Origin of the sequence: Solirhodobacter olei (assembly GCF_004010155.1) — a bacterium.
Classification (GTDB): Bacteria; Pseudomonadota; Alphaproteobacteria; order Rhodobacterales; family Rhodobacteraceae; genus Solirhodobacter; species Solirhodobacter olei.
Genome location: NZ_RRYH01000038.1, coordinates 20,785 through 42,277, shown reverse-complemented (window position 1 = coordinate 42,277; position 21,493 = coordinate 20,785). Strand labels below are relative to the sequence as shown.

Below are 21,493 nucleotides of genomic sequence, written 5' to 3'. Positions count from 1 at the left end.
GTCACAACGCCCGAATGCGCTTCATATCCGTCTTCCCATGGGGCGCGTGGATCTCGCCCACTATCTTGGCACGCGCGCCGAGTCTATTAGCCGGGCTATCCACGCGCTGCGCGACAATGGGACGATCCAGATCAACACCCCAAACGATTTCGATATCCTCGATTTGCCCCGGCTGGCGGACATCGCGACGCTGGAGTTGTCGGAGCCGGACATCGAAGCCTTACGCGCCTTACGGAATGCATCTGCCGTCAGCGGCTGCTCACTCGACCTGAGCGGCACGAAGGCATCTCAAATTTGTGGAACTGCCGCGGCGTGAACGACTCGCAGCCGGCCTCTGGCGTTACCGCGCACCGCACCAAACCGCCCTTCATGCAAGTGGCCTCTCTCAGCCCCCTAAAGCGGGAGGAGATGGCGGTCGACGCTTGCGGCCCAATGCGGAGTATCGATCATAACCCGGTGAGGCATTGCAGCATCTCCAAACCAGCAATTCGAATAGGGCAGAAGCAGGCTAACATCGATTCCCGACAAAGCCGTCTCGCTTGTTGCCTTGGCCGTTTCGGATCAGGGCATCACTCCTCGTCTTGGATGCCAAACTGATCGAGATCGACGGGTTGTCCAGTATGATCCTGCACCTCGACCTCGCGCCCTCGCGCTCGCAAATCGCGGTAGTCTCTCGCGACTTGCTCCCTGGTGTCACAGCGAATCCTGTAGGTCTCCCCGTTCGGTGCCTTTGTCCAAATTTGCCAGGACAATGCTTCCTCCCTACCCCTCAACTTCACACCATAAGCGAGGTTGGCTTTCGGCGACAACGGGCCGTGCCAAACCATGAACACGTTGGACGCGTACTCTGCGCCTATCGGCTTGCCGCATTTCCGTCGTTGGCGGCGCGGTTCAATCTTCACCTCCCGAAGATAACGGGGCGAGTAATCTGGCACGGTCCGGTCCCGCCATCTCCAGCAGGCTGGCGACCACGTCCATTAATTGCCGAAGCGGCAGGTCAAACTGGACCGTCATGGTGAGACAGAACTGGACCGCGCACTCCGAGAAGGCTTGAGGATGGCCGCGCTTGTCGGCCTTCGCGGGGCGCCACTCCCTGTTCGGATCGAACCAGATCCAGAGCCAACCACGACGGGACAGTGACGCATCATAGGCCGAAAACCTGTTCCTGCAGTAATGAATGGCGATGGCTTCGGCATGCACCAGCTAACACGCCGGACTCGTCGCGTGAATCCGCATCACGGATAAGTGTGACAACGTCAATTATATGGGGGAAATACATGTATTTCCGATTTTAGACATAAGATACGTGTCTTCCTCGGCATGCGTCTCGACAGCGTAGGCGGCTGTCATTGGAGAGATCCGGATACCAGGTCCGAAGTGGCTCTGAACAAACCGGGTCCTCATCGGGGAGGGGATTATGCGTAGGGTGCGTTTGGCATTCTTGATGGTTGCGGGCCTGATCATTTTAGGTTCCGTTCTGGACCTGTCACTTGATCAGTCATATGCATTGAAATCGATCGAGATAATTACGCGCGGTGGCTATGCGGGTTTGAATGCGCTTTGGCTGACGCATTTGTCCGCGAGCTGGCAGAGTGCTATGGCGATATTGGCCGTTCCGATTGCACTTCTGGCGCTATCTGAGGCAATGACGCGTAATCTATGGGGCCTGGGAAAGTTGTCGGGGGTGACCCGGCCATTTGCAGATCCAAATTTGATAGACCTCGGCCTACTCAATAAGCGAGGCCCTGCCAAGACCCTATTAGCGCGTCTGCTCGATCAACTCATGAGGGACCCTGATGAAATCGAGAGGCGGTTGGGTTTAATCATTGACAATATTGGGGAGGGGATAATTACAATTGATGAACAAGGATATATTGGGAGCTTCAACCCGGCGTGCGAGCGGATTTTTGGTTGGGCTGCAGAAACGGTCATCGGCAAGAATGTGAATGTACTGATGCCGGGTGCACAAGCAAGAACACACGACGCCTATCTGCGACGATACGCGACCACGGGCAGAAAGCACTTCGATTGGACTGGACGTATCGAGCATGCGCGTCGCGCGGACGGAACTGAGTTTCCAATTGAACTCACTGTCACACAGATCCATATCGCCGGGCGGCTCGTTTATGTCGGCATCCTGCGTGATATCGCCGATCGGAAGGTGGCGGAAAAGGCCAAGTCCGAGTTCCTCGCGACGGTAAGTCACGAACTGAGAACCCCGCTCACGTCTATAAGAGGGGCCCTCGGAATGTTGCAGGCGGACTCGGTGAGCGAGGACCCCTCGAAGGTCAAACGATTGACGGCAATCGCCCTGCAAAACAGTGAGCGCTTGGGGCGGCTAATTGACAGTATTCTCGACATGGAAAAGCTCGAGGCCGGCAAACTCAAATTGTCGAGAGAGCCACTCGACCTCTGCAATCTCGTCCGGGATGCGCTCGAGGCATACGGTGGCTATGGTCAGCAATACGGCGTCACTTACGAGGTGACGGACCATTGCCGGGATGTGATCGTGTTAGGGGATCGTGATCGCCTCATGCAGGTAATGGCAAATCTATTGTCTAACGCCGTGAAGTTCTCGCCGACCGGCGGGGTGGTCCGTATTTCAGGGAAATTCAACCTTACCTCGAGGCGTATCCGTGTTGAAGTTAGCGACGATGGGTGCGGGATACCGGATGAAGCGAAAGCCACCATTTTCGATAAATTTACCCAGGTTGATACTTCGGACAGCCGGAAGCACAGTGGAACGGGATTGGGATTGGCCATTGCCCGCAAGATTGTTGAAATGCACGGTGGCCTGATTGACTTCAACTCTTATTCGGGAGCTGGGACAACATTCTATTTTGAATTGCCAGCAGAGTCCGGTCCATCATAGTTCGAACTGCGATCAGAAGTTGGATGGTTAAGCACAGCGCCCGCCAGCTCTGATAATGCGCTCACCGCATCCGCCGCGATGCGCGACCGTCGGTAATCGAGGACAATTTGGCGAAAGAGAGTGCGCATTCCAGCATGGGCCCGCCTGAGATAGCGAGGCTTGGTTTGTGTTGCTTGGAGGCTGGCATATAAACTCTATGTGATAAGTCGTGACTGTGCTATCTCTGATTGCCCAATTCTGCTCCTGTCTCGAGGTTCGCATCTCGGATTGCAGTGCGAACACCCGGATCCCAGTTCCGGGAGAGGACGCACTTCAATCATTGCCACACTCTCGGAGTGCGCACGTTCTTTAACGGGTCTCAATTTGTCGCGAGGACGCGGTCTGGGAGGTGGGCGTGCGGTTCCAGCCTAAGTGGGACGGGAAAAGTCGTTCACGTGCGTCATGCAGAAGAATCTCTGGGACCGGCTGCGCCTACACGAGTCGAGAATTCAGCCTTTGCACTACCGGTGATTGCACCTCCTGCGGGCGTGGAAAGTGGGTCATGCCCATCGCTGAGCCGACGATCAGTCGATTTCCGGCCTCAGGCAAAACGGCTTCTTCGAAAATTGATGAAACCACTGGATTTGTCCCCAACAGTGGAGTGCGCTGTCATATCAAGGATCGTCGCTCGACCAGGCCGGGTCGACCCGATCAGGTGCCGAGACTACGAAAGGCGAGCCGCATCTGCTTTTCCGTCTCGATGAGGGCGAAGAAGACGGTACCGGCAGCGACGATCAGGAGCCCGTCGCGAACCGGAACGGCCTGGGTTCCGAATATCGCCTGCAGCGGGGGCAGATAGGTGATGGCAAACTGCGCCACGGTCACGGTCACGACGCAGGCCCACACGATCGGTGTACCCCTCGCCGCGGCCCAGGTGAGCGATGCGCTGTAGATATTACGGATGAAGAACAGATGGAAGATTTCGAACACGACCAGTGTGTTCAACGCGATCGTCTGGGCGAGTTCCGTCGAATATCCCCGATTGGTGGCGTAGACATACATGCCGAAGACCGCGACCAGAAACAGGCTCGAGACGAACACGATGTGCCAGATCAGCGCTCCCGTCAGCAGTGGCTCGTCGCGCCGGCGGGGTGGGCGGCGCATGGTGCCGGGCTCGGAGGGCTCAAAGGCGAGGGCAAGCCCAAGAGTGGCCGCGGTGATGAGGTTGATCCAGAGGATCTGCACCGCTGTGATCGGCAGGGTCATGCCGGCGAACAGTGCGACGACGATGGTCATCGCTTCGCCGGTGCTGGTCGGCAGCGTCCAGTTGATGACCTTCTTGATGTTGTCGTAGACGGTGCGGCCCTCGCGCACGGCGGCCGCTATGGAGGCAAAATTGTCGTCGGCGAGTACCAGATCGGCGGCCTCCTTGGCCGCCTCGCTGCCCTTCTGACCCATTGCGACTCCGGCGTCGGCGCGTTTGAGCGCAGGTGCGTCGTTCACCCCGTCTCCAGTCATGGCGACCGTCAGCCCGCGGGACTGCAGCGCCGCGACGAGGCGAAGCTTGTGAGCGGGAGAGGTGCGCGCGAAGATGTCGGTGTCAACCGCTGCCTGGGCCAGCTCGGCGTCGGTCATCGCCTCTATATCCGCGCCGGTCAGGACTCGGTCGTGGTTCTTCAGCCCGATGATCGCGGCGATGGCGCGTGCCGTCGCGGCATGGTCGCCCGTGATCATCTTCACCCGGATCCCCGCGGCATGGCAGTCGGCGACCGCCTTGATCACCTCGATACGCGGCGGGTCGATCAGACCGATCAGACCAATCAAGGTGAGCCGGCCCTCCAGATCGGTGGCGTTCAGGATGGTATGGTCCTGCGGTACGGCGCGCAGCGCGACTGCGATAACCCTTTGGCCGCCGGCGGCAAGGTCTTCAACCAGTTCGTGCCACTGGGCGCTGTCGAGCGGCTCGACCCCGCCATCGGCGCTGCGCTGGTCGGCGCAGAGCGCGAGCACCGTTTCGGGCGCGCCCTTGACGTGGATGCAGGCGTGGCCTTCGTGGTCGTGGTGGAGCGTAGCCATGTAACGATGCGCGGCATCGAAGGGAATCGCGTCGGTGCGGCTCCATTGCGGGAAGGGCTCAGGACCATCTCCAGTGATCTTGCCGGCGAGTGCGATCAGCGCACCCTCCATCGGGTCTCCCTCGACGCGCCAGCCGTCGGCATGGGTATGGAGCATTGCGTCATTGCAAAGCGCGGCCACACGGGCGAACTCCATCAACGCGAGATGTTCCGCGGGATGGGCGTCAGCCTCGCGCCAACGCACGGCGCCTTCGGGCGCGTAACCGTTGCCTTCGACAGAGTAGACATGCCCGGCGGTGGCCAATGATGTCGCCACCATCTCGTTGCGGGTCAGCGTGCCGGTCTTGTCCGAGCAGATCACGGAAACCGATCCCAGCGTCTCAATTGCGGGCAGCCGACGGACGATGGCGTTGCGCTGCGCCATGGCCTTAATTCCCACCGCGAGTGTGATCGTCAGGACGGCGGGAAGCCCCTCTGGGATCGCTGCCACCGAAAGGCCGACGACGGCCATGAACAGATCCGGGAACGGAAGGTGCCCGACGAAATAACCGTAGACCAGGAGAGATCCAGCGACGAGGAGGATGAAGACCGTCAGCCAGCGCGCAAAGCGATCCATTTGCAAAACGAGCGGCGTCGTTAGGGTCTCGACCTCACCCAGCATTCCACTGATCTGACCTATCTGAGTCTGGGCGCCAGTCGCTGCGACTAGGCCCCGGCCCGTGCCTGCTGCGACAAGCGTGCCGGAAAATAGCATGGAGCTCCGGTCGCCGAGCGCCGCATCCTTGCTCACGGCCACTGTACTCTTATCGACGGGAACCGACTCGCCAGTCAGGATCGCTTCCTGTGTCTTCAGGCTGCGCGTCTCAATAAGCCTCAAATCAGCAGGTACTCGGTCGCCTGGCTCGACCAGAACGATGTCGCCCAGCACCAGCTCGGCCGTGTCCACACTCTTCCGCCGTCCATCGCGGAGCACGGTGGCGTGAGGCGCCAACATTCCCCGTATTGCCTCCATCGCCTTTTCGGCGCGACCTTCCTGCACATAGCCAATCATCGCATTGACGACCACAACTGCGAGAATCACACCCGCGTCGACCCAGTGGGAGAGCACAATCGCAACCGCCGCCGAGGCGACGAGCATGTAGATGAGGATGTTGTGGAACTGTGTCAGAAGTCGCATGATCTGGCTGCGCGGCGGCGGCTCGGGCAGTCGGTTCGGTCCGGTCTCTGCTAGACGTCGCTTGGCTTCGTCAGAGGTGAGCCCGTCGCGAGATGCCTGCAAGGTCCGCAGAAGTTCCGCCTCAGGAAGAGCGTGAGCGTTGAGTGTATTGCCGGACGCTGCGGTCGATTCCTGACCGCCAGGCGCAGTGCTCGCCGCCGCCGCACTCCGGAGCGTTTGGGAAGTCAGATGCGATGGCATGGCTCAGGGTCTCACCGACGCAATGTACCTCATGAACGGAGGTTAGCAGAGCATACCGCTTCCTTTGATGCGCTAGATCATTGTGCCCGGCATGCGCTCCTCAGACGTGATCTATTCCCCGCTCCGATAGCCCCCTCTACGGAAACTGTGCCGTTGTTGAAGGACTCATCTGCAAGGGAGCGGCGTGCAAGAACGAGATAGGATGGTGTCGGGTCAGTGCGGGGAAACGTCCCAGAAGGAATGATCTGGGCAGCGTAGCTTCTGCCTGATGGATCGCCACAAAAAGGGGCAGTGAGAAGCACCATCGTATCCACCCTCCGGCATTACCCATCCATATGAACCACGCCGACGAAGTCATCACCCACCACGGAGCGAATGACTTCGGCAAAGGCGGCGAGTCCTGGAGTCCGACCTGTAGTCTTTCGCCAGACTACTCCGATCGAGCGCGTGAGGCGGCCGTGCCGGAACGGCAGGAGTGAGACATCACCGTTGCGCGATCGGATCTCAGACTGAGCGTAGAGCGCTGGTAGGAGCGCGACCCCCATATTCATGGCCACCATCTGGCGTAACGCATCAAGGCTCGTTCCCTCGTAGTCCAGCCGAAGAGCCGCGCCAGCGTCATGGGCGAGTTCGGCGATCTGGGCGTGCAGCGCAAACCCATCCGACAGGGTCAAGAGCGTTTCCTTCGCGAGATCTACGTCCTCAGTATTGGAACGATCCGCCAGCGGGTGATCATGCGCCACCGCCAGCCAGAGCGGCTCGCGAAAGAGCCGCGTCACCATCAGGTCGGCCGAGGGCACCGGCAGCTGGGTCAGCACCAGATCGAGCCGTCCTTCGAGAAGGTCCGTCAACAGGTCACGTGGGATGCCATCGCGGATGAGGAGGCGCAATGCCGGATGGTCTGCATGAAGCCGACGCACCACTCGAGGCAACAGATAAGGACCAAGTGTAGTGGAGGACCCGAGCCGGAACGTCCCCGCCAGGCCGCTGCGCAGGCTCTCGGACGTCTCTGTCAACGCGGCCACATCGTCGATGATCGCCTTTGCCCGCGCAAGCACCTCCCGCCCGGCTGGGGTCAAGATCGCACCGGCCCGGCCACGCTCGACCAGCAAATGGCGCAAGGTAGCCTCGAGGTTGCCGATCTGTACACTCAGCGAGGGCTGGCTGATCCCCAGCCTTTCGGCGGCCTTGCGGTAATGCCCGGCCTCGGCCAGAGCCACGAAGTAGCGAAGCTGCTTGAGGGTCGGGAGTGGGGTCGGATCCATAGATTTTTCCAATCAGAGTTTCAGAATAGTTATGGTTGCACTTAGGACGCTGCAACATCACCTCCCTCCAAGTCGGAACGCTGACCTGGAGGACCCGATGCTTGACAGGCGCGCCATTTCAACCGGTCTCGCGGCTCCGAACGTTGAGGCCACACCTGCTGTAATTCCTGTTGCGCTGATCTCCGGTGCCGGCGTCGGACCCGAACTGGCTCGCGCGGCCCGGACCGTCATCAACGCGGTCTGTCCTGGGATCGACTGGATCGAGGCGGAAATGGATGGCGCGGAGCTGCCGTCGGAAGCTCTTGATGCGATCGCGACGGCAGGCGTCGTGCTGAAAGCCCCGATGGGGCCACCCCTCGGCGGGTTTGGTGACGGCGTCGGCCGCACCCTAGTGCAGACGTTCGAACTCTACGGAAACGTCCGACGCATCAGAACGCTTCCGGGCGTTCCGGGGCCCTATCCCGGCCGCGACATCGACCTGACCATTGTGCGCGATACGGAGGAGGGCTTGGTTGGCGCATTGGAGAAGATGCATTCGCCCGACGTGGCGCAGGGCGTCAATCTGGTCACTCGTCAAGGCGCGGAGCGGATCGCTCGGCTCGCCATTGGATTGGCACGAAACGAAGGACGCAAGAGGATCATCTGCGCCCACCGATCCGACACTCTAAAGCTGACGGAAGGTCTCTTCCTGCGTGCCTTCGAAAGCGTTGCGGCTGAGCATCCGGAGATAGGCGCCCATGATATCCTGGCCGATAACTGCGCCCGGCAGTTGGTTCTTCACCCTGAGCAGTTCGAGATGGTGCTCGCCAGCGGCACGTCCGGCGACGTCCTTGCCGACCTCGCAACCGGGCTCGCTGGCGGGCTGGCGTTCGTTCCTTCGGCCTATCTCGGTCGCGACGTTGCAATGTTCGAGGTTCTTCAAGGCTGTTCCCCTCGGCTCGCAGGGCGGGACCGCGCCAATCCGACCGCCATGATCCTCGCTGCCGCAATGATGCTGCGCCACCTTGGAATTGCCGGTGCCGCGGCGCGAGTCGAAGCGGCGGTTCGACGTGCATACGCGCGGCACAACACGCTGCGTTCCGATGCGGTCCAGTCTGGTGACGTCATATCGGCGATGGCGTTCGTCGAGGGGATCGTCGCCGAACTCGACGCGGTTCCACCGATTACCCCTGAGCCAGCACTACGAACGATCACTCATAATCCGCAACTGCGTCGGCGGTCCCCGCGAGGGGAGCTGATCCGCGTGTTCGAGGGCGTAGACATTTGCGTCGAGTGGCATGGCACCCCGGGGGCACTGGCAGAGCGGATCCACGCGATGGACACGGGCAACTTCCGACTATCTATGATTTCGAGCCGGGGCAAAGCAATTTGGCCGGCCAGATCGGCAACGGCAGAGACGGGGACGCATTGGAGTTGCCGGTTTGTGGCGACCGCCGGCGAACCCCTGGAGCACGAATTGCCCAAGCTACTTGTTGCTCTCGGCGAACAGCTGCGCTGGACGCACGTCGAGAAGCTTGAGGCGTACAATGGATTTCCTGCCTACGCTCGCTCCCAGGCCGCGGCCAGATTGCCAATTCCTGGGAGATCAAACTGATGACCAAGCACCCCGCCGCCCTCGAGGCCCGCATCGCGGCGATGCGCACCCGTCACCGAGCGCTCGACGCGGAGGTCGCCAGGGAAACACGGAATCCGCTACCTGAGGCCTCCTTGGTCCAGAGGCTCAAGCGCCAGAAGCTGCGCCTCAGGGACGACCTTGCTCTCCACGAGGGCCTGCTCAGGACCCTGAGCGCGCGGAGATGTCACGACTTGACCTTCCATCACGGCAGCAATGTGCGCGTCGGGGCGGGCTGTCCCTGCCCACCGTTTAAGCTCATAGGAGGCCTTCGGAGATGTATTTCAACAGTCTTCACGACATGATCATGGCAACGCGCTTCTTCCACAGTGCCAATATCAGCGAACTCGAAGAAGCGCTGACCCATGACGAGCGGGCGCCTGATGCGATGGGAGCGCCGCCACCCCAAACTCCTCGTGCGACCCGTCACTCGGCACGGGTAATCCCGCTGCGGGACCGGGCTAGCAGGAGTCCGGAGCCAGGCTTTGGAGCGCGTGGGGCTGGGACTCGCGAGCCTATGACCAAGTAGCTCGGAAGGCCGGGGTATCGCCACGGATTTCGATGAGATCGCCTGATTGCCTGAGATGGCTTCGATCGCGAAGCGTGAGCATTATTGCGGTGTGAATGTGGGTGTAGGCGGCGGTAGCCCGAAACTCCTCCAGCTCTCGGAAGCCGCACTGGTCGGGCTGGGGGTTCCCGCAGGATCTGCAATCGCAACGATCCACGAAAAGCGAGACGAGTTTCGACGTGTGATGCAAGGGCTGAGCCGGGGCGCCGGCGCTGGCGCGGTTCGTTTGAAGCGGACAAATGACGGTGGCACGCAATGACGATGGACATCCTGATCGTTCTCTCGCTCTTCGTCGCCGCGATGGTTCTGTTCACCACCGAATGGTATTCTGTCGATGTGGTCACGCTTGCGGTGGTGGCCGTCTTAACGATGACCGGCATTTTGACACCAGCCGAGGCATTCGCGGGCTTCGGAAGCGACGTTATCGTCATGCTTGCCTCAATCATGGTTCTCGCCGGGGCTATTGTTAAGGCGGGGGCGATGGAGCGGCTCGCTGACGCCCTCCACCGGCTGGCTGGGGGGCGTCAGAGTTCGCTGCTTCTCGCGCTTCTGTCGATCTCGGCAGCCAGTTCAGCCTTTCTCAGCAACACCAATGTTACAGCGATCATGACGCCAGCTGCCATCGGCGCAGCCCGCAACGCTGGAATCAGCCCGAACCGCGTACTCATGCCCTTGGCCTATGCGTCGATCCTCGGAGGGACCTGCACCCTCATAGGAACATCGACCAATCTCGCGGGCAGTGCGATGGTCGAGCGGCTCGGCATGGCGCCATTCTCGTTGTTCGAGTTCGCAGGAATAGGAACAATCATCGCCGGCGTGGGAATCTTGTGGCTGGTCTTTGGTGCGGGCTGGTTTCTGCCCGCCCGAACCGCGGAAGGGTCCGAGGATACGGCCGATCCGCAGAGCTTTGTGACGACGTTATGTCTTCCGGCAGGGTCACAGGCGATCGGGTGCCCAGTGCACGAACTGAAGCTCGATCAACTCGAGGCGGATCTACTGGCGATCGAGCGCGCAGGGCAAAGACTGGCGCCGCATCCCTCGCGCAAACTGCGGGACGGTGACGAGCTGATCATCCGCGCCACGCGACGGGGCCTCCTTCTCCTTAAGAAGTCAAAGCAATATAGGCTCGAGCCTGACGCGCATTTCTCCGAACGCTATTCAGAGAGGGAGGATCTCCTGCTCGCTGAGGCGTTGATCGCTCCGCAGTCACGCCTTGTTGGGCAGACTCTCAAACAGCTCAGTTTCTTCGATGAGTTTCGCGGCATCGTTCTCGCGGTCTATCGCCATAGGGGGAGTCGACCCGCACGCATCGAAAACATGCGCCTCAAGGCAGGTGATGTTCTGTTGCTGCAGGGGCCACGAGAAGAATTGGGCCGCTTTCACGGAGACAAAGATCTTCGCGTTCTGATGGAAGTTGACGCGGAAGCGATGACGCCACGCGAAGGCCTGCTGACACTCATTGCCATGGTGATTGCCGTCATTGCGGGCGCAGCCGGGCTCGTGCCCTTCCCGGTGGCAATCCTGACGGCCGTACTTGTCATTGTAGTAACAGGCGGGATCTCCATGCAGCAGGCCTACCAGTCGATCGATTGGCGCCTGCTAATCCTGATCGGAGGCATGACGAGCCTTGGCCTTGCGATGGAGAAAACAGGAGCGGCGCAGTACTTGGCCGGATATGTAGTGGTCGCCGGTAGGAGCTTCGGTCCGTGGGTCGCTATGGCAATCTTCGCGCTTCTTACCATCGTTCTGACTCAGCCGATGTCGAACGCGGCTGCGGCGCTTGCGGTTTTGCCAGTGGCGGTGGCCGCAGCACCCGGCCTTGATATGGACCCGCGTACGCTGGCAGTGCTGGTGACGCTCTCGGCGTCCCTGTCCTTTGTGTCGCCGTTCGAACCGGCTTGCCTGCTCGTCTACGATCTGGGGCGCTATCGGTTTCTGGACTTCGTGCGTGCCGGCCTTCCGCTGACGCTCCTTAGCCTGACGCTGCTCCTCGTTCTGGTGCCCGTCTTCTGGCCCTAGTGGCCCACCTTACGGAGACCGAAGTGCTTGAAGCCTGGCCCCTTGCGTCCCATTCAAGTCGTACTTGGGGAGAAAGGTCTCGGACGACCTCCGGAGAATACGAGATGGCGATGCATGATCCATGAGTTCATGGAAACAGATCGCGTCCGAACAAGACTATCCCAGATCGCCCGGAGCCCCTGAGAGGAGAGCGGCAAAAAGGTACTGAATCGCTTGGCTTGGCGTTCTGCACACTTTAGTTCGCTTCTGCCCGCCTTGCATGACGCCGACGTGCAATTGAGAACAGCTATCTCCGTTCAAGCGGCGCCAGAAGAAGGTCGCATGGGCAGTCCGCCAACATCTCCCAGGCTGTGCTGCCGAGGATCGAGTCCTGGAGCCAGGATCGCGAATGAAGACCAAGGCAAAGTAGGTCCGCGTTCCGCGCGGCTATTTGCTGTCGAAGAACATGATCTGGGGTGCCTTCGGCAAGGAAGCTCCGAACGTCCCGGCCGGTCGCATCAACCTCGCGCAGGAACGTGGCAATCTGTTTGCTCAGGCCACTCTCGATCTCATCCTTTTCAGCCTTGGACATATCGCCTTCCGGCCCGATGTGCACTGTCAACCCCTTGTAGGGAATGTGGTAGGCGTGCACGAGCGTCACCGCCGCTGTCGGGGCCAGAGCAAATGCGAGCCGCGCAGCGCCTCGCGCGCACTCGGAGAAGTCGACGGCGACGAGTACCTCTCTATATGCCTCAAGCGCCGGCGCCATAACCCGCAAGACAGGTCGTGCGGACGTTCGGGCTACACGCTCGATGGTCGTACCCTCAAACATGCCGCTAAGGCCGCGTCGCCTGTGGGTCCCTAGGACGATCAGATCGGCATCGACAAGATTCGCCTTCTGCACAATCGTCCTCCAGGGATCGCCAGGGACGACCTCCAGGCGGGCTTCGAGTCCGCGAAGGCCTCTGCCCACCGAGGTGAGCTGGTTCAGATTGACCTTCGCCGAGGCGATTTCCGCCTCGGCGATCGTTGCGGGCAGTTCCTCATCGACCACGTGAAGGATGTGAAGCGCGGCTCCGGTCTGGCGGGCCAGCTGACTGGCGCGCGCAAGTGCGCGATCGGACCGCTCAGACATATCGGTTGCAACGAGGATCAACTTCGGTGTCATGGGCTCCCATGCCTTGATCATTGCGTCGAGCGGCCCCCTGTCGGGCCGGACAAAATAATGCTGACCGCAAATCTCTTGGTGGGACATGACCCAGATCAACGTATCGCTGGCCTGCCTCCGCCGACCGGGTCAGAGCCCATGGAGGTAAACCGCGTAGGAGCTGAATAGGTAGACAACCAGCATCGACAGGCTGACCCAGCCGACGGTGCCGCGCAGGCGGGTCTCAGGCTTGAAGAGCATCGCCACGACGAAGATGCCCGACATGATGACCGCGGCGAAGGCGGTGATGGCATGAGCCAAGGCGACGGAGGAGAGCAGTGGCCCCTTGGTGTAGGCGATATCATCGATCGCAATGATTAGGATGTCGAAGAGGTTGCTGCCGAGGAGATTGCCGATAGCCATGTCCACCGCCCCGATCCGCAGGGCAGAGACTGTGACTACCAGCTCCGGCAGAGAAGTGGCCCCGGCGATCAGCAGCGTGCCGACGAAGGTCGGCTTCCAGCCCATCGCCGTGGCGATGTCCTGACCCACGAAGGGCAGCCAACTGCCCGCTGCGACGACGAAGATCGCAGCCGCCATGTAGCGCAGCAGGGCGGTCCGCAGGGTGAGCCCCTCAATGGCCTCCTCCGGCGCCGCGTGGCTCCGGCTCCGCCGCTCGTAGTCGAAGGCGGCGCGCATGGCGACGAGGTAGACCACGATGATTAGCGGTGTGTAGGCGCTGATGTGGAGGAAGCGGAGGTCGAGCTGCTCCCGGCTGAGCAGGACCAGTGCGCCCACCGCGCCGATCATGATGACGCCGAAGCCCGCCGTCAGAATGTGGCCCTGATCGATACGGCGGTACATCGGCTCCGAGCGGCTGAGCTCGTCAAGCAAGACCAGCAGGAGAAGGTTGAAGACGCAGCTGCCAAGCGCATCGCCCACCGCGATGTTGGGCGCGCCCGCAGCGGTAACGGCGCTGATTCCGGTGAAAAGCTCCGGCAGCGAAGTCGCCGTCGCCAACAGCACTAGTCCCACCCAAGAACGTGACAGACCGGTGAGGCGTGCCACCGCCTCCCCGTAGCGAACCAGAACCGAGCCGGCAATGGCAATCACCGCGGCGCAAAGCCCGAGCTCCAGCCAGGGGACGGCAGTGGGAGTCATGGCTCAGGCTTCCTTGCGCGGCGAGAAAGGATGATGACCTTCGAGAGCATGGTCGGTGCGGCTCTAATGCCGAACTCTACTGTCAGCGTCGGCCGCTCGACGGCGCGAGCTCAAGGCCCGTTATATGCGGCAAATGATATCATCCATGAATGAGGCTCCAGACGACAACGCCAGAGCCGATAGCAAGAAGCGTCAACGTCGCGAACGGGGCGAAAAACCGGATGCCTGGTGTCCAGTAAGCGATCCCAAGTCGCACCAACGCGTTAGCGGCCATCCCACTCAGCACGGCCAGTGCAATGTCTGAGGACGCGATTGCCTGAGCGGTCAGGCGCAGCGAGCTAAGGACCGCAACGTCGACATCGAACAATCCCGACACCGCAGCGCTAACGATCACGCTCTGTTCACCAAGGCGGGGTGAGAGTGCGGCGTTCAGCGTTGATACTGCCGCAAAGAATGCGGCGAAGACGAGTAGGGGCATCAGTTGAAAGGGGTTTCCAGGCTCTCGGCTATTGGCCGAGACTGCCGATGCTCGGAGCATAAGAAGGCCGCCCCCGATTCCGAGCACCGATGCGGCAACTGCGGTTACTGGGATGACCAACAGGAAAACAGAGGGAGACACAATCAGCACGATCACACTCGCCCGAAGCACGGAAACCATCGAAGCGAGTGCAGCACCCGCGGAAAGCAACCTTTCCGGACCTCCGGTTGCCGCCTGTCGAGCGAGGGCAAGAACGGTGGCCGTAGAGGACACCAGGCCGCCCGCAAGACTGCTGAGGGCCAAGCCGCGGGTTGGTCCTGCAATACGGATCAGGATGTAGCCGACATAAGAGATTGCCGCGGTGAGGACGGTGAAGAGCCATATATCCCATGGGTTGAGACCGCCCCATGGATCAACCGTCCTGTTCGGGAGCAGCGGCAGGATGACTGCAGTCATCACTGCAAGGACAATGGCGGATCGGATTTCGATCCATGTGATCCGGCGCAGCCACTGGTGCAGGATCTCCCTGCTCGCAAGGACCGCGGCCAGGACCGTTCCTCCGGCCGCCGCGACTTCGATCTCACCCGTCACCGCCAGACCGCCGAGCATAAAGACGCAGAGAGCGGCTATGGTACCAGTCACCGAGAACGTGCGATCCGCCCGAGCCTCGCGAAGCGAAAAGAGCCCGAATAGCACACCGAAGACGATGAGAGCTGCCACAAACACCAAGGGCATCGCAGGGGGTGGCATAACCGCCATTGCACTCCCGCCCAGCAGGCCTGTGACCGCATACGTCCGTATTCCCGCAGTACGGCTTCCGCTTTCGGCCTCTCTCTCTCGCCAGCCCCGCTCGAGACCGACCATAAGCCCTATCGCAGTGGCAACACCAAGCCTGTAAAAGAGGTCACTCTCAGTCACGCGGATCGCTCCTCGGCCGGACCTAGTGTTGAGCCAGGTTAACGCTCCAGGTATTTTTCGTCTTCACGCTGGACGACCCGGACCCTCTTACCAACCCGGAAGAGGTCGGAAGGTTGGATGACCCTACTCGTACTGCCGCTATCAAGGCGGATTGTCCAAGCCTGCGACGCATAGGTTCCAGAGCGTCTAAACAGATTGCTGCCAATGACCGCGCCGGTAATGACGCCGGCGCCCGTCATCAGGTCCTGACCGATCCCTGCACCGAACTCGTGGCCGATGACGGCCGCGACCAGACCGCCTGCGATGGCGCCGACCACCTGTTCGTCCTCAGCGGTGCGCTCCATCGTCGCGGATCGTACATGTATGATCGTGCCATCCTTACTGTAGGTTGCCGGTGACGCTGCGCCGTAGCCCAAGCCCAGCCCCTGCGCATAAGGCGTATAACTTTGATCGCAGGCGCGCACCGCAAGCGCAGCTGGCGCCAACATTGAAGGTTTCAGCATCGAACTGCCCCCTTCTTGGACCGTCCAGTCGCCAGCGGCATCAATGCCATCCAAGCTGCGGGAACAGCATTAGACTTGGTTCAGAACCTCGCCCTGCGGCGGTCAGATTGATCATCCAAAGTCCCCGCTCCCACGCCCTACCCAAGGCTGCATCGCGGCCCTGATCGCACGGTTTCGGATGATCCGCCTTGACGTGACGCAAGGACAGCGAAAGCTCGGCCGCGACTGCCATTCAGGCGAAGGCCGCCCCGAAGCGCATCATGTTATCCAAAACACCCAATCATTTCAGCGGCCAGTTAGAGGCCTGAAAGACCGATATCGGTTGTTTCCAAAGTCTCCTAACCGCATCCCGAACGCAGCGCCTCACCTGAAAGCGACTATCAGTTTTATCGCGACTCATGCGTCGCTGCAGCCGAGCACGAAAACAAACCTGGGTCGTTGATAACGGTCATTCGGCACTCTTAGAAAAGTCCCCATAGCTGCCGTAGGAAGTCTTCCCCGACAGAGGCGAGGGCAAGTTTTTCGTTTGTTTTCTTGGCCTCAAGGCAATTGCGCAATGTTTCCTGCCACGCTTATTGCTGTTCGTGCTCGGCGGCCGAGTGCCCATCGAAAACACCTGGAGAGGCACGTTTGTGGCGCCAAACCGCCGAGGCGAAGCCAAGGGAGCGTCTCGCCCCTCATTCGCCTTTCATTCGTTCCTCACGGCCCCATATGGCTCGCTACGGACGACGACTTGCCGGGCCAGAATGGGCCGACGGGACAAGCGAATATCGTCCACAGTCGTGACGTAGATACTAACCGTGCACGACCGAAGAAGGAGGCTGACATGAAGATAATTCTGATTCCGGCCGCTGTGGCGGCCGTGTTTTCATTCGCCCCGCTGGTGGCTTCCGCCCAGGACAGCGGAGATTATACTGGGGCAATTATCACGGCTATCGATCCCGCAGCGATGACGGTGACTTTCGCCCACGGAACGACCCACAACGTCCTGCCGGCCGCTTTGCACGAACGGCTGCAGCCGGGTGCCAGGGTGGATTTCCACTGGAAAGATATCAACGGCAAGTGGGTTGTCACTGACGTGACCCCTGCCAGCTGATCGCGCACCGCGCAGAGTGGAACGGGGCCCAAGGGCACCAACTCCCAAAGCGGATATCAAAGGCGCCCGCCCACTGGCGGGCGCTGACAAGTTCACCCGCCATCGGGCTAGCGAGCCATCGGGTAGCGTGTTTCGATCACGTCCCCGACACCACACATACCAACGCTCTCCCAACCTCCTGGCCCACATCTCGCCTCTCGGCTGGGCACATATCCTGCTCACGGGGGAGTACAGATGGCCGAAAAGAGCTTAGCGTAGGATCCTGCCCCCTCCGGCATCAGACCCCAACCTCGCCAAGGCCATCTCGAGAAGGACATCTACGCCCTGATGCCGCGGGCCTAAGCCACCGCCGCCAAGCGCTTAGAATAAGCTCATCCGGGAATACACAGTGAGGTCATTCTGATCTCTCAATTCACCGCCCACGGCTCGCACCTCCGGCACCATCTCAGCCCGCAACGGAATCACGATGGGGGGTGGGGGCGGCGCATGCTGTGAATCGGCCGGCATCAACCCATTGGTACGTCACCTGCGTTGATCCCGGCCCATAGCATCTGCAGCAGGCCTGGCAGCCGTCACGCGGAGGGTCGCGACGCGTCTTCCCGGTGACTGTCATTGGACAATAGGTCAGGTCCGAATGGCTGCCGGCCGAAAGCCGCTCGCACGCCGCCTACGGCGCTGTGCCCAAAAGATGAAGCCAAGAAGAAGCAGGCCAGGTATCGCGAACCAGTAGCGGGAGGGTCGCACCGCGGGCACGTTGATGCCGATGATCGTGTCACCGAATTGCAGGCCGAACTTGGCGGCCTGGCTGCCGAGGCGAACCGAGCTTACGGTCACGCTCTCCCCGAGCACATTGACTCTCAATCCACCCTCACTGAGCCGGGCTGCGGCGGTCTTGCCGTCACCGAGATTGATGCGGACGAGCTTCTCCACCTCGTCGCCCTTGTAGTCGAGCGATTTCACAAGAAGGTGCAAGGGCTGGCCGGCCTCGGTGTGATCGATCTGGGTCATCAGCTCGGTCGCGGGACGGGTGACGAAGGGGGCATAGATCTGGTCGAGCCAGAAGCCCGGCCGGAAGAGCGTGAAGCAGACAAGCAGCAGCGCCACCGACTCCCACCACCGGTTTCGGACGAGAAACCAACCCTGTGTCGCGGACACAAAGGACAGCATCGCCAGCACCGAGGTCACCAGCATCATCAGGAAGTCGAGCGGACCATTTATGCCAATCATCAGCAAGCCGCCGTTGAAGATGAAGATGAAGGGCAGAAGGGCAGTCCGGATCTCGTATTTGAACCCCTGGAAGCCGGTCTTCACCGGATCGGCGCCGGAGATGGCCGCCGCAGCGTAGGCGGCAAGTCCGACCGGTGGTGTCACGTCCGCCATCAGCCCGAAGTAGAAGACGAAGAGATGCACCGCCACCAGTGACACGGCAAGGTCGTTCTGGGCGGCGAGGTTGACAATCACCGGCGCCATCAGAGTGGCGACGACGACATAGGAAGCGGTCGTCGGCATCCCCATGCCTAGGATGATGCAGATGAAGGCCGTGAAGATCAGGATGATAATCAGATGGCCACCAGAGATGAACTCCACGAGCTCGGTCATCACAAGCCCGACACCTGTCAGAAGCACGGTACCAACGATTATGCCCGCCGTGGCCGTAGCGATACCGACCGAAGTCATATTTCGCCCGGCCGCCGAAAGGCCCTCGAAAAGCTCGACAAAGCCTGCCTTCCAATGCGGGCCAAGGTCGCGTTCGCGCCGGAAGTAGGCCGTGAGGGGCCGCTGCGTCACAATCAACGCCATCAGCGCCACGACGCCGTAAAACGCGGAAAGGCCGGGCGAAAGCTCCTCAACCATCAGGCACCAGATCAAGAGCACCACCGGCAGGATGAAGTGCAGGCCCGTGCGCGCGGTCTCGCCGAAATGCGGGACCTCGTCAAAGGCCTTGTCGATATCATCAAGCGGCAGGTCCGGGTGACCGGCGCGGTAGCGAACAAGGACGATGTAGAGTGCGATCAGCGCCGCGAGCACGATCCAGGTCGCGGCCGGGCCGAACACCACCTTGGTCCAGCCGATACCGTAGTAGACGACCCCCGCCAGCACTACGAAGCCACAGATGCCCATGAGCCCGCGGGCGAGGCTCTGAAAGCGTCCGGATGCTTGCGGGGACGGCAGGCCGGTCAAGCCCATCTTCATCGCCTCGATATCGACGATGTAAAACAAGGAGCCATAGGTCAGCAGTGCGGGCAGGAAGGCGTGCCTGACCACCTCTGCATAGCTGATGCCGACATACTCGGCGATCAGGAAGGCCGCAGCCCCCATCACCGGCGGCATCAGCTGTCCGTTGACGCCAGCGGCGCACTCGATCGCCCCCGCCTTCACCGCCGGATAGCCGACGCGCTTCATCAACGGGATGGTGAAGGTACCGGTGGTGACAACATTGGCGATCGACGAGCCCGAGATCATCCCGGTGAGGCCGGAGGCCACAACGCCGGCCTTGGCCGGGCCGCCGCGGTATTTCCCCAGAAGCGAGAAGGCGAGCTGGATGAAATAACCGCCGGCACCCGCCCGTTCCAGGAGCGTGCCAAAGAGGACGAACATGAAGACGACATTGGTCGACACACCGAGTGCCACGCCGAAGACGCCTTCGGAGGTCAGCCACATCTGCGAAGCGACGCGGGAGAGAGACGAGCTCTTGTGCGCGAGAAGCCCAGGCATGTAGGGGCCGAGGAAGATATAGGCCAGCATGATGACGGCAATGACCGTGATTGCCGGACCCACGGCCCGGCGCGCCGCCTCCAGAAGGATCAGGACGCCGATGACGCTGACCACGATGTCTGCCGTCGTGGGCAGGCCGGGCCGATTGGCGATCGCAACGTAGAAGACCACGAGGTAGAGGGTCGAGGCGGCGCCCGCGATGGCCAGCGCCCAGTCGAAAAGCGGCACTCGGTCCCGAGGCGACCGTTTGAAGGCTGGGAAGGTCAGCATCACGAGGAAAAGCGCGAAGGCGAGGTGGATGTCGCGCGCGATGCTGTCACTGATCACGCCCCAGGTGATCGCGTAGGGGATCGGCGACGCATACCAGATCTGGAAGAGCGACCAGGCGATAGCGACCGCGACGATCAGTTTGCCGGTCAATCCGCCGGGCTTGCGCCCACCGGTATCGGCCTCTGCGACCATCTCGTTGAGCGCATCGACATCGACATGCTGGTGTCCGTCGTCAACCTGGCTCATGGCCGGTCTCCCCGTTCTTCTCTTGCTGTTTGGCGCTCGTCATCTGTCACGACGAAAAGGCACGGAGGGCACCATGACGCGCCCTCCGCCGTCGGCAGGATCACATCCAGCCGCGTTCCTTGTAATACTTGATGGCGCCCGGATGCAGCGGCGCGGACAGCCCCTTCGTAATCATCTCCTTCGGATCGAGATGCGCGAAGGCCGGGTGCAGCTTCTTGAACTCATCGAAGTTCTCGAACACCGACTTCACCAGGTCGTAGACCACTTGATCGGGCGTGTTGGCGCTCGTGACCAGCGTCGCCCGCACACCGAAGGTCTTGGTCGGGTTTGGGTTGGCGTTGTACATGCCGCCCGGGATCGTGGCGTAGGAGTAATAGGGGTGCGCCTTGACCAGCGCGTCGACCGCCGGCCCGGTCAGCGGGATCAGCTTGGCGTTGCACTGGGTCGTCGGGTCCTGAATGGCGGCCGACGGATGGCCCACGCCGTAGAAGAAGCCGTCGATCTTGTTGTCGCAGAGCGCGGAGCCCTGCTCGTCGGCTTTCAGCTCCGCGGCCAGCGAGAAGGACTTGTCACTCCAGCCCATCTGCTTCAGCAGTTCCTCCATCGAGGCGCGGGTGCCGGAGCCGGGGTTGCCGATATTGAAGCGCTTGCCCTTGAAGTCAGCAAAGGTCTTGATGCCCTCGCCCGGGCGGGCCAGCACCGTGAACGGCTCGGGATGGACGGAGAAGACGGCGCGCAGTTCGCCCACCTTCTTGCCCTTGAAATGGCCGGTGCCGTTGATGGCCTGATACTGCACGTCGGACTGCGCCATGCCGAAGTCGAGGTCGCCAGTATGGATCGCGTTGACGTTGAAAACCGAGCCGCCGGTAGATTCGGTCGAGCAACGGATATGGGTCTCGGCCCGGGTCTTGTTCATCAGCCGGCAGATTGCGCCGCCAACCGCGTAGTAGACGCCCGTCACGCCACCGGTGCCGATGGTGATGAACTGATCGGCCGCCGAAACCGGGGCGGCGTTCAGGCCGCCCGCGACGATGGCCGCCGAGAACAGGGTTTTCAAGACTCTGGACATTCAATGTCTCCCATGTGGTTGTGCCCCCGGCCGGGGACATGTTTTGCGCCTCGGATTGTTGCCCCCGGGGCGGTCTTCCCGGCACCGATGCATCGGTCGGCCGG

14 protein-coding genes and 1 pseudogene are annotated in these 21,493 nt (G+C 61.2%); 6 read left to right on the top strand and 9 right to left on the bottom strand.

Annotation, left to right across the window (positions count from 1 at the left end):
- The coding region (locus tag EIP85_RS20300; protein WP_164871829.1) for a helix-turn-helix domain-containing protein at window positions 1-316 on the top strand (316 nt) is incomplete at its 5' end.
- A gap of 575 nt (window positions 317-891) precedes the next feature.
- Here the strand turns inward: EIP85_RS20300 and EIP85_RS20295 are convergent.
- Window positions 892-1,200 carry a transposase gene (locus EIP85_RS20295; RefSeq protein WP_164871828.1) on the bottom strand — a complete coding sequence of 103 codons (309 nt, stop codon included), beginning with the start codon at window positions 1,198-1,200 and terminating at the stop codon, window positions 892-894.
- 217 nt (window positions 1,201-1,417) lie between these two features.
- On the opposite strand from EIP85_RS20295, the gene EIP85_RS20290 reads away from it, so the two are divergent.
- On the top strand, window positions 1,418-2,872 hold the full coding sequence (locus EIP85_RS20290) for an ATP-binding protein (protein WP_127904046.1): 1,455 nt from the start codon (window positions 1,418-1,420) through the stop codon (window positions 2,870-2,872).
- A 690-nt stretch (window positions 2,873-3,562) separates the two neighbouring features.
- Here EIP85_RS20290 and EIP85_RS20285 read toward each other — a convergent pair.
- Window positions 3,563-6,238, bottom strand: a pseudogene (locus EIP85_RS20285) (cation-transporting P-type ATPase); the annotation flags it as partial.
- Window positions 6,239-6,666: 428 nt separating this feature from the next.
- Entirely contained in the window at window positions 6,667-7,608 is a 942-nt protein-coding gene (locus tag EIP85_RS20280) for a hydrogen peroxide-inducible genes activator (protein WP_127904044.1), read from the bottom strand.
- A gap of 97 nt (window positions 7,609-7,705) precedes the next feature.
- Between EIP85_RS20280 and EIP85_RS20275 the strand changes: the two genes are divergently transcribed.
- From EIP85_RS20275 to EIP85_RS20260, 3 genes are all read left to right on the top strand, one after another.
- A complete protein-coding gene (locus tag EIP85_RS20275) occupies window positions 7,706-9,202 on the top strand; it encodes an isocitrate/isopropylmalate family dehydrogenase (protein ID WP_164871827.1) in 1,497 nt (498 codons plus the stop codon).
- The gene (locus tag EIP85_RS23520; protein ID WP_127904042.1) at window positions 9,202-9,525 is read left to right on the top strand and encodes a YdcH family protein; all 324 of its coding nucleotides are present in this window, start codon (window positions 9,202-9,204) and stop codon (window positions 9,523-9,525) included. Before EIP85_RS20275 ends, EIP85_RS23520 begins: the two co-directional genes overlap by 1 nt.
- A gap of 518 nt (window positions 9,526-10,043) precedes the next feature.
- Complete coding sequence (locus EIP85_RS20260) at window positions 10,044-11,807, top strand: SLC13 family permease (RefSeq protein WP_127904040.1); 1,764 nt, start codon at window positions 10,044-10,046, stop codon at window positions 11,805-11,807.
- Between the two features lie 286 nt (window positions 11,808-12,093).
- Here the strand turns inward: EIP85_RS20260 and EIP85_RS20255 are convergent, their stop codons facing one another.
- The 4 genes from EIP85_RS20255 to EIP85_RS20240 form a co-directional block, all read right to left on the bottom strand.
- The gene (locus EIP85_RS20255) at window positions 12,094-13,041 is read right to left on the bottom strand and encodes a universal stress protein (protein ID WP_127904039.1); all 948 of its coding nucleotides are present in this window, start codon (window positions 13,039-13,041) and stop codon (window positions 12,094-12,096) included.
- Window positions 13,042-13,083: 42 nt separating this feature from the next.
- A complete protein-coding gene (locus tag EIP85_RS20250; RefSeq protein ID WP_127904038.1) occupies window positions 13,084-14,094 on the bottom strand; it encodes a sodium:calcium antiporter in 1,011 nt (336 codons plus the stop codon).
- 139 nt (window positions 14,095-14,233) lie between these two features.
- Window positions 14,234-15,490, bottom strand: a complete 1,257-nt coding sequence (locus EIP85_RS20245) for an MgtC/SapB family protein (RefSeq protein ID WP_206615606.1) — start codon at window positions 15,488-15,490, stop codon at window positions 14,234-14,236.
- Between the two features lie 38 nt (window positions 15,491-15,528).
- Window positions 15,529-15,993, bottom strand: coding sequence for an outer membrane lipoprotein (locus EIP85_RS20240; protein WP_127904037.1), 465 nt, complete (start codon window positions 15,991-15,993; stop codon window positions 15,529-15,531).
- An 826-nt stretch (window positions 15,994-16,819) separates the two neighbouring features.
- On the opposite strand from EIP85_RS20240, the gene EIP85_RS22905 reads away from it, so the two are divergent.
- On the top strand, window positions 16,820-17,089 hold the full coding sequence (locus tag EIP85_RS22905) for a DUF1344 domain-containing protein (RefSeq protein WP_164871826.1): 270 nt from the start codon (window positions 16,820-16,822) through the stop codon (window positions 17,087-17,089).
- 624 nt (window positions 17,090-17,713) lie between these two features.
- On the opposite strand, the gene EIP85_RS20230 is transcribed toward EIP85_RS22905, so the two are convergent.
- Together EIP85_RS20230 and EIP85_RS20225 are read right to left on the bottom strand one after the other, a co-directional pair.
- The gene (locus tag EIP85_RS20230) at window positions 17,714-20,320 is read right to left on the bottom strand and encodes a TRAP transporter permease (protein ID WP_127904035.1); all 2,607 of its coding nucleotides are present in this window, start codon (window positions 20,318-20,320) and stop codon (window positions 17,714-17,716) included.
- 100 nt (window positions 20,321-20,420) lie between these two features.
- Window positions 20,421-21,389, bottom strand: coding sequence for a TAXI family TRAP transporter solute-binding subunit (locus EIP85_RS20225; RefSeq protein ID WP_127904034.1), 969 nt, complete (start codon window positions 21,387-21,389; stop codon window positions 20,421-20,423).
- Window positions 21,390-21,493: the final 104 nt, after the last annotated feature.

Coding starts and splice junctions, on each gene's coding strand:
- EIP85_RS20290 (WP_127904046.1), top strand. CDS start 1,418: ATGCGTAGGGTGCGTTTGGCATTCTTGATGGTTGCGGGCCTGATCATT.
- EIP85_RS20280 (WP_127904044.1), bottom strand. CDS start 7,608: ATGGATCCGACCCCACTCCCGACCCTCAAGCAGCTTCGCTACTTCGTG.
- EIP85_RS20275 (WP_164871827.1), top strand. CDS start 7,706: ATGCTTGACAGGCGCGCCATTTCAACCGGTCTCGCGGCTCCGAACGTT.
- EIP85_RS23520 (WP_127904042.1), top strand. CDS start 9,202: ATGACCAAGCACCCCGCCGCCCTCGAGGCCCGCATCGCGGCGATGCGC.
- EIP85_RS20260 (WP_127904040.1), top strand. CDS start 10,044: ATGACGATGGACATCCTGATCGTTCTCTCGCTCTTCGTCGCCGCGATG.
- EIP85_RS20255 (WP_127904039.1), bottom strand. CDS start 13,041: ATGTCCCACCAAGAGATTTGCGGTCAGCATTATTTTGTCCGGCCCGAC.
- EIP85_RS20250 (WP_127904038.1), bottom strand. CDS start 14,094: ATGACTCCCACTGCCGTCCCCTGGCTGGAGCTCGGGCTTTGCGCCGCG.
- EIP85_RS20240 (WP_127904037.1), bottom strand. CDS start 15,993: ATGCTGAAACCTTCAATGTTGGCGCCAGCTGCGCTTGCGGTGCGCGCC.
- EIP85_RS22905 (WP_164871826.1), top strand. CDS start 16,820: ATGAAGATAATTCTGATTCCGGCCGCTGTGGCGGCCGTGTTTTCATTC.
- EIP85_RS20230 (WP_127904035.1), bottom strand. CDS start 20,320: ATGAGCCAGGTTGACGACGGACACCAGCATGTCGATGTCGATGCGCTC.
- EIP85_RS20225 (WP_127904034.1), bottom strand. CDS start 21,389: ATGTCCAGAGTCTTGAAAACCCTGTTCTCGGCGGCCATCGTCGCGGGC.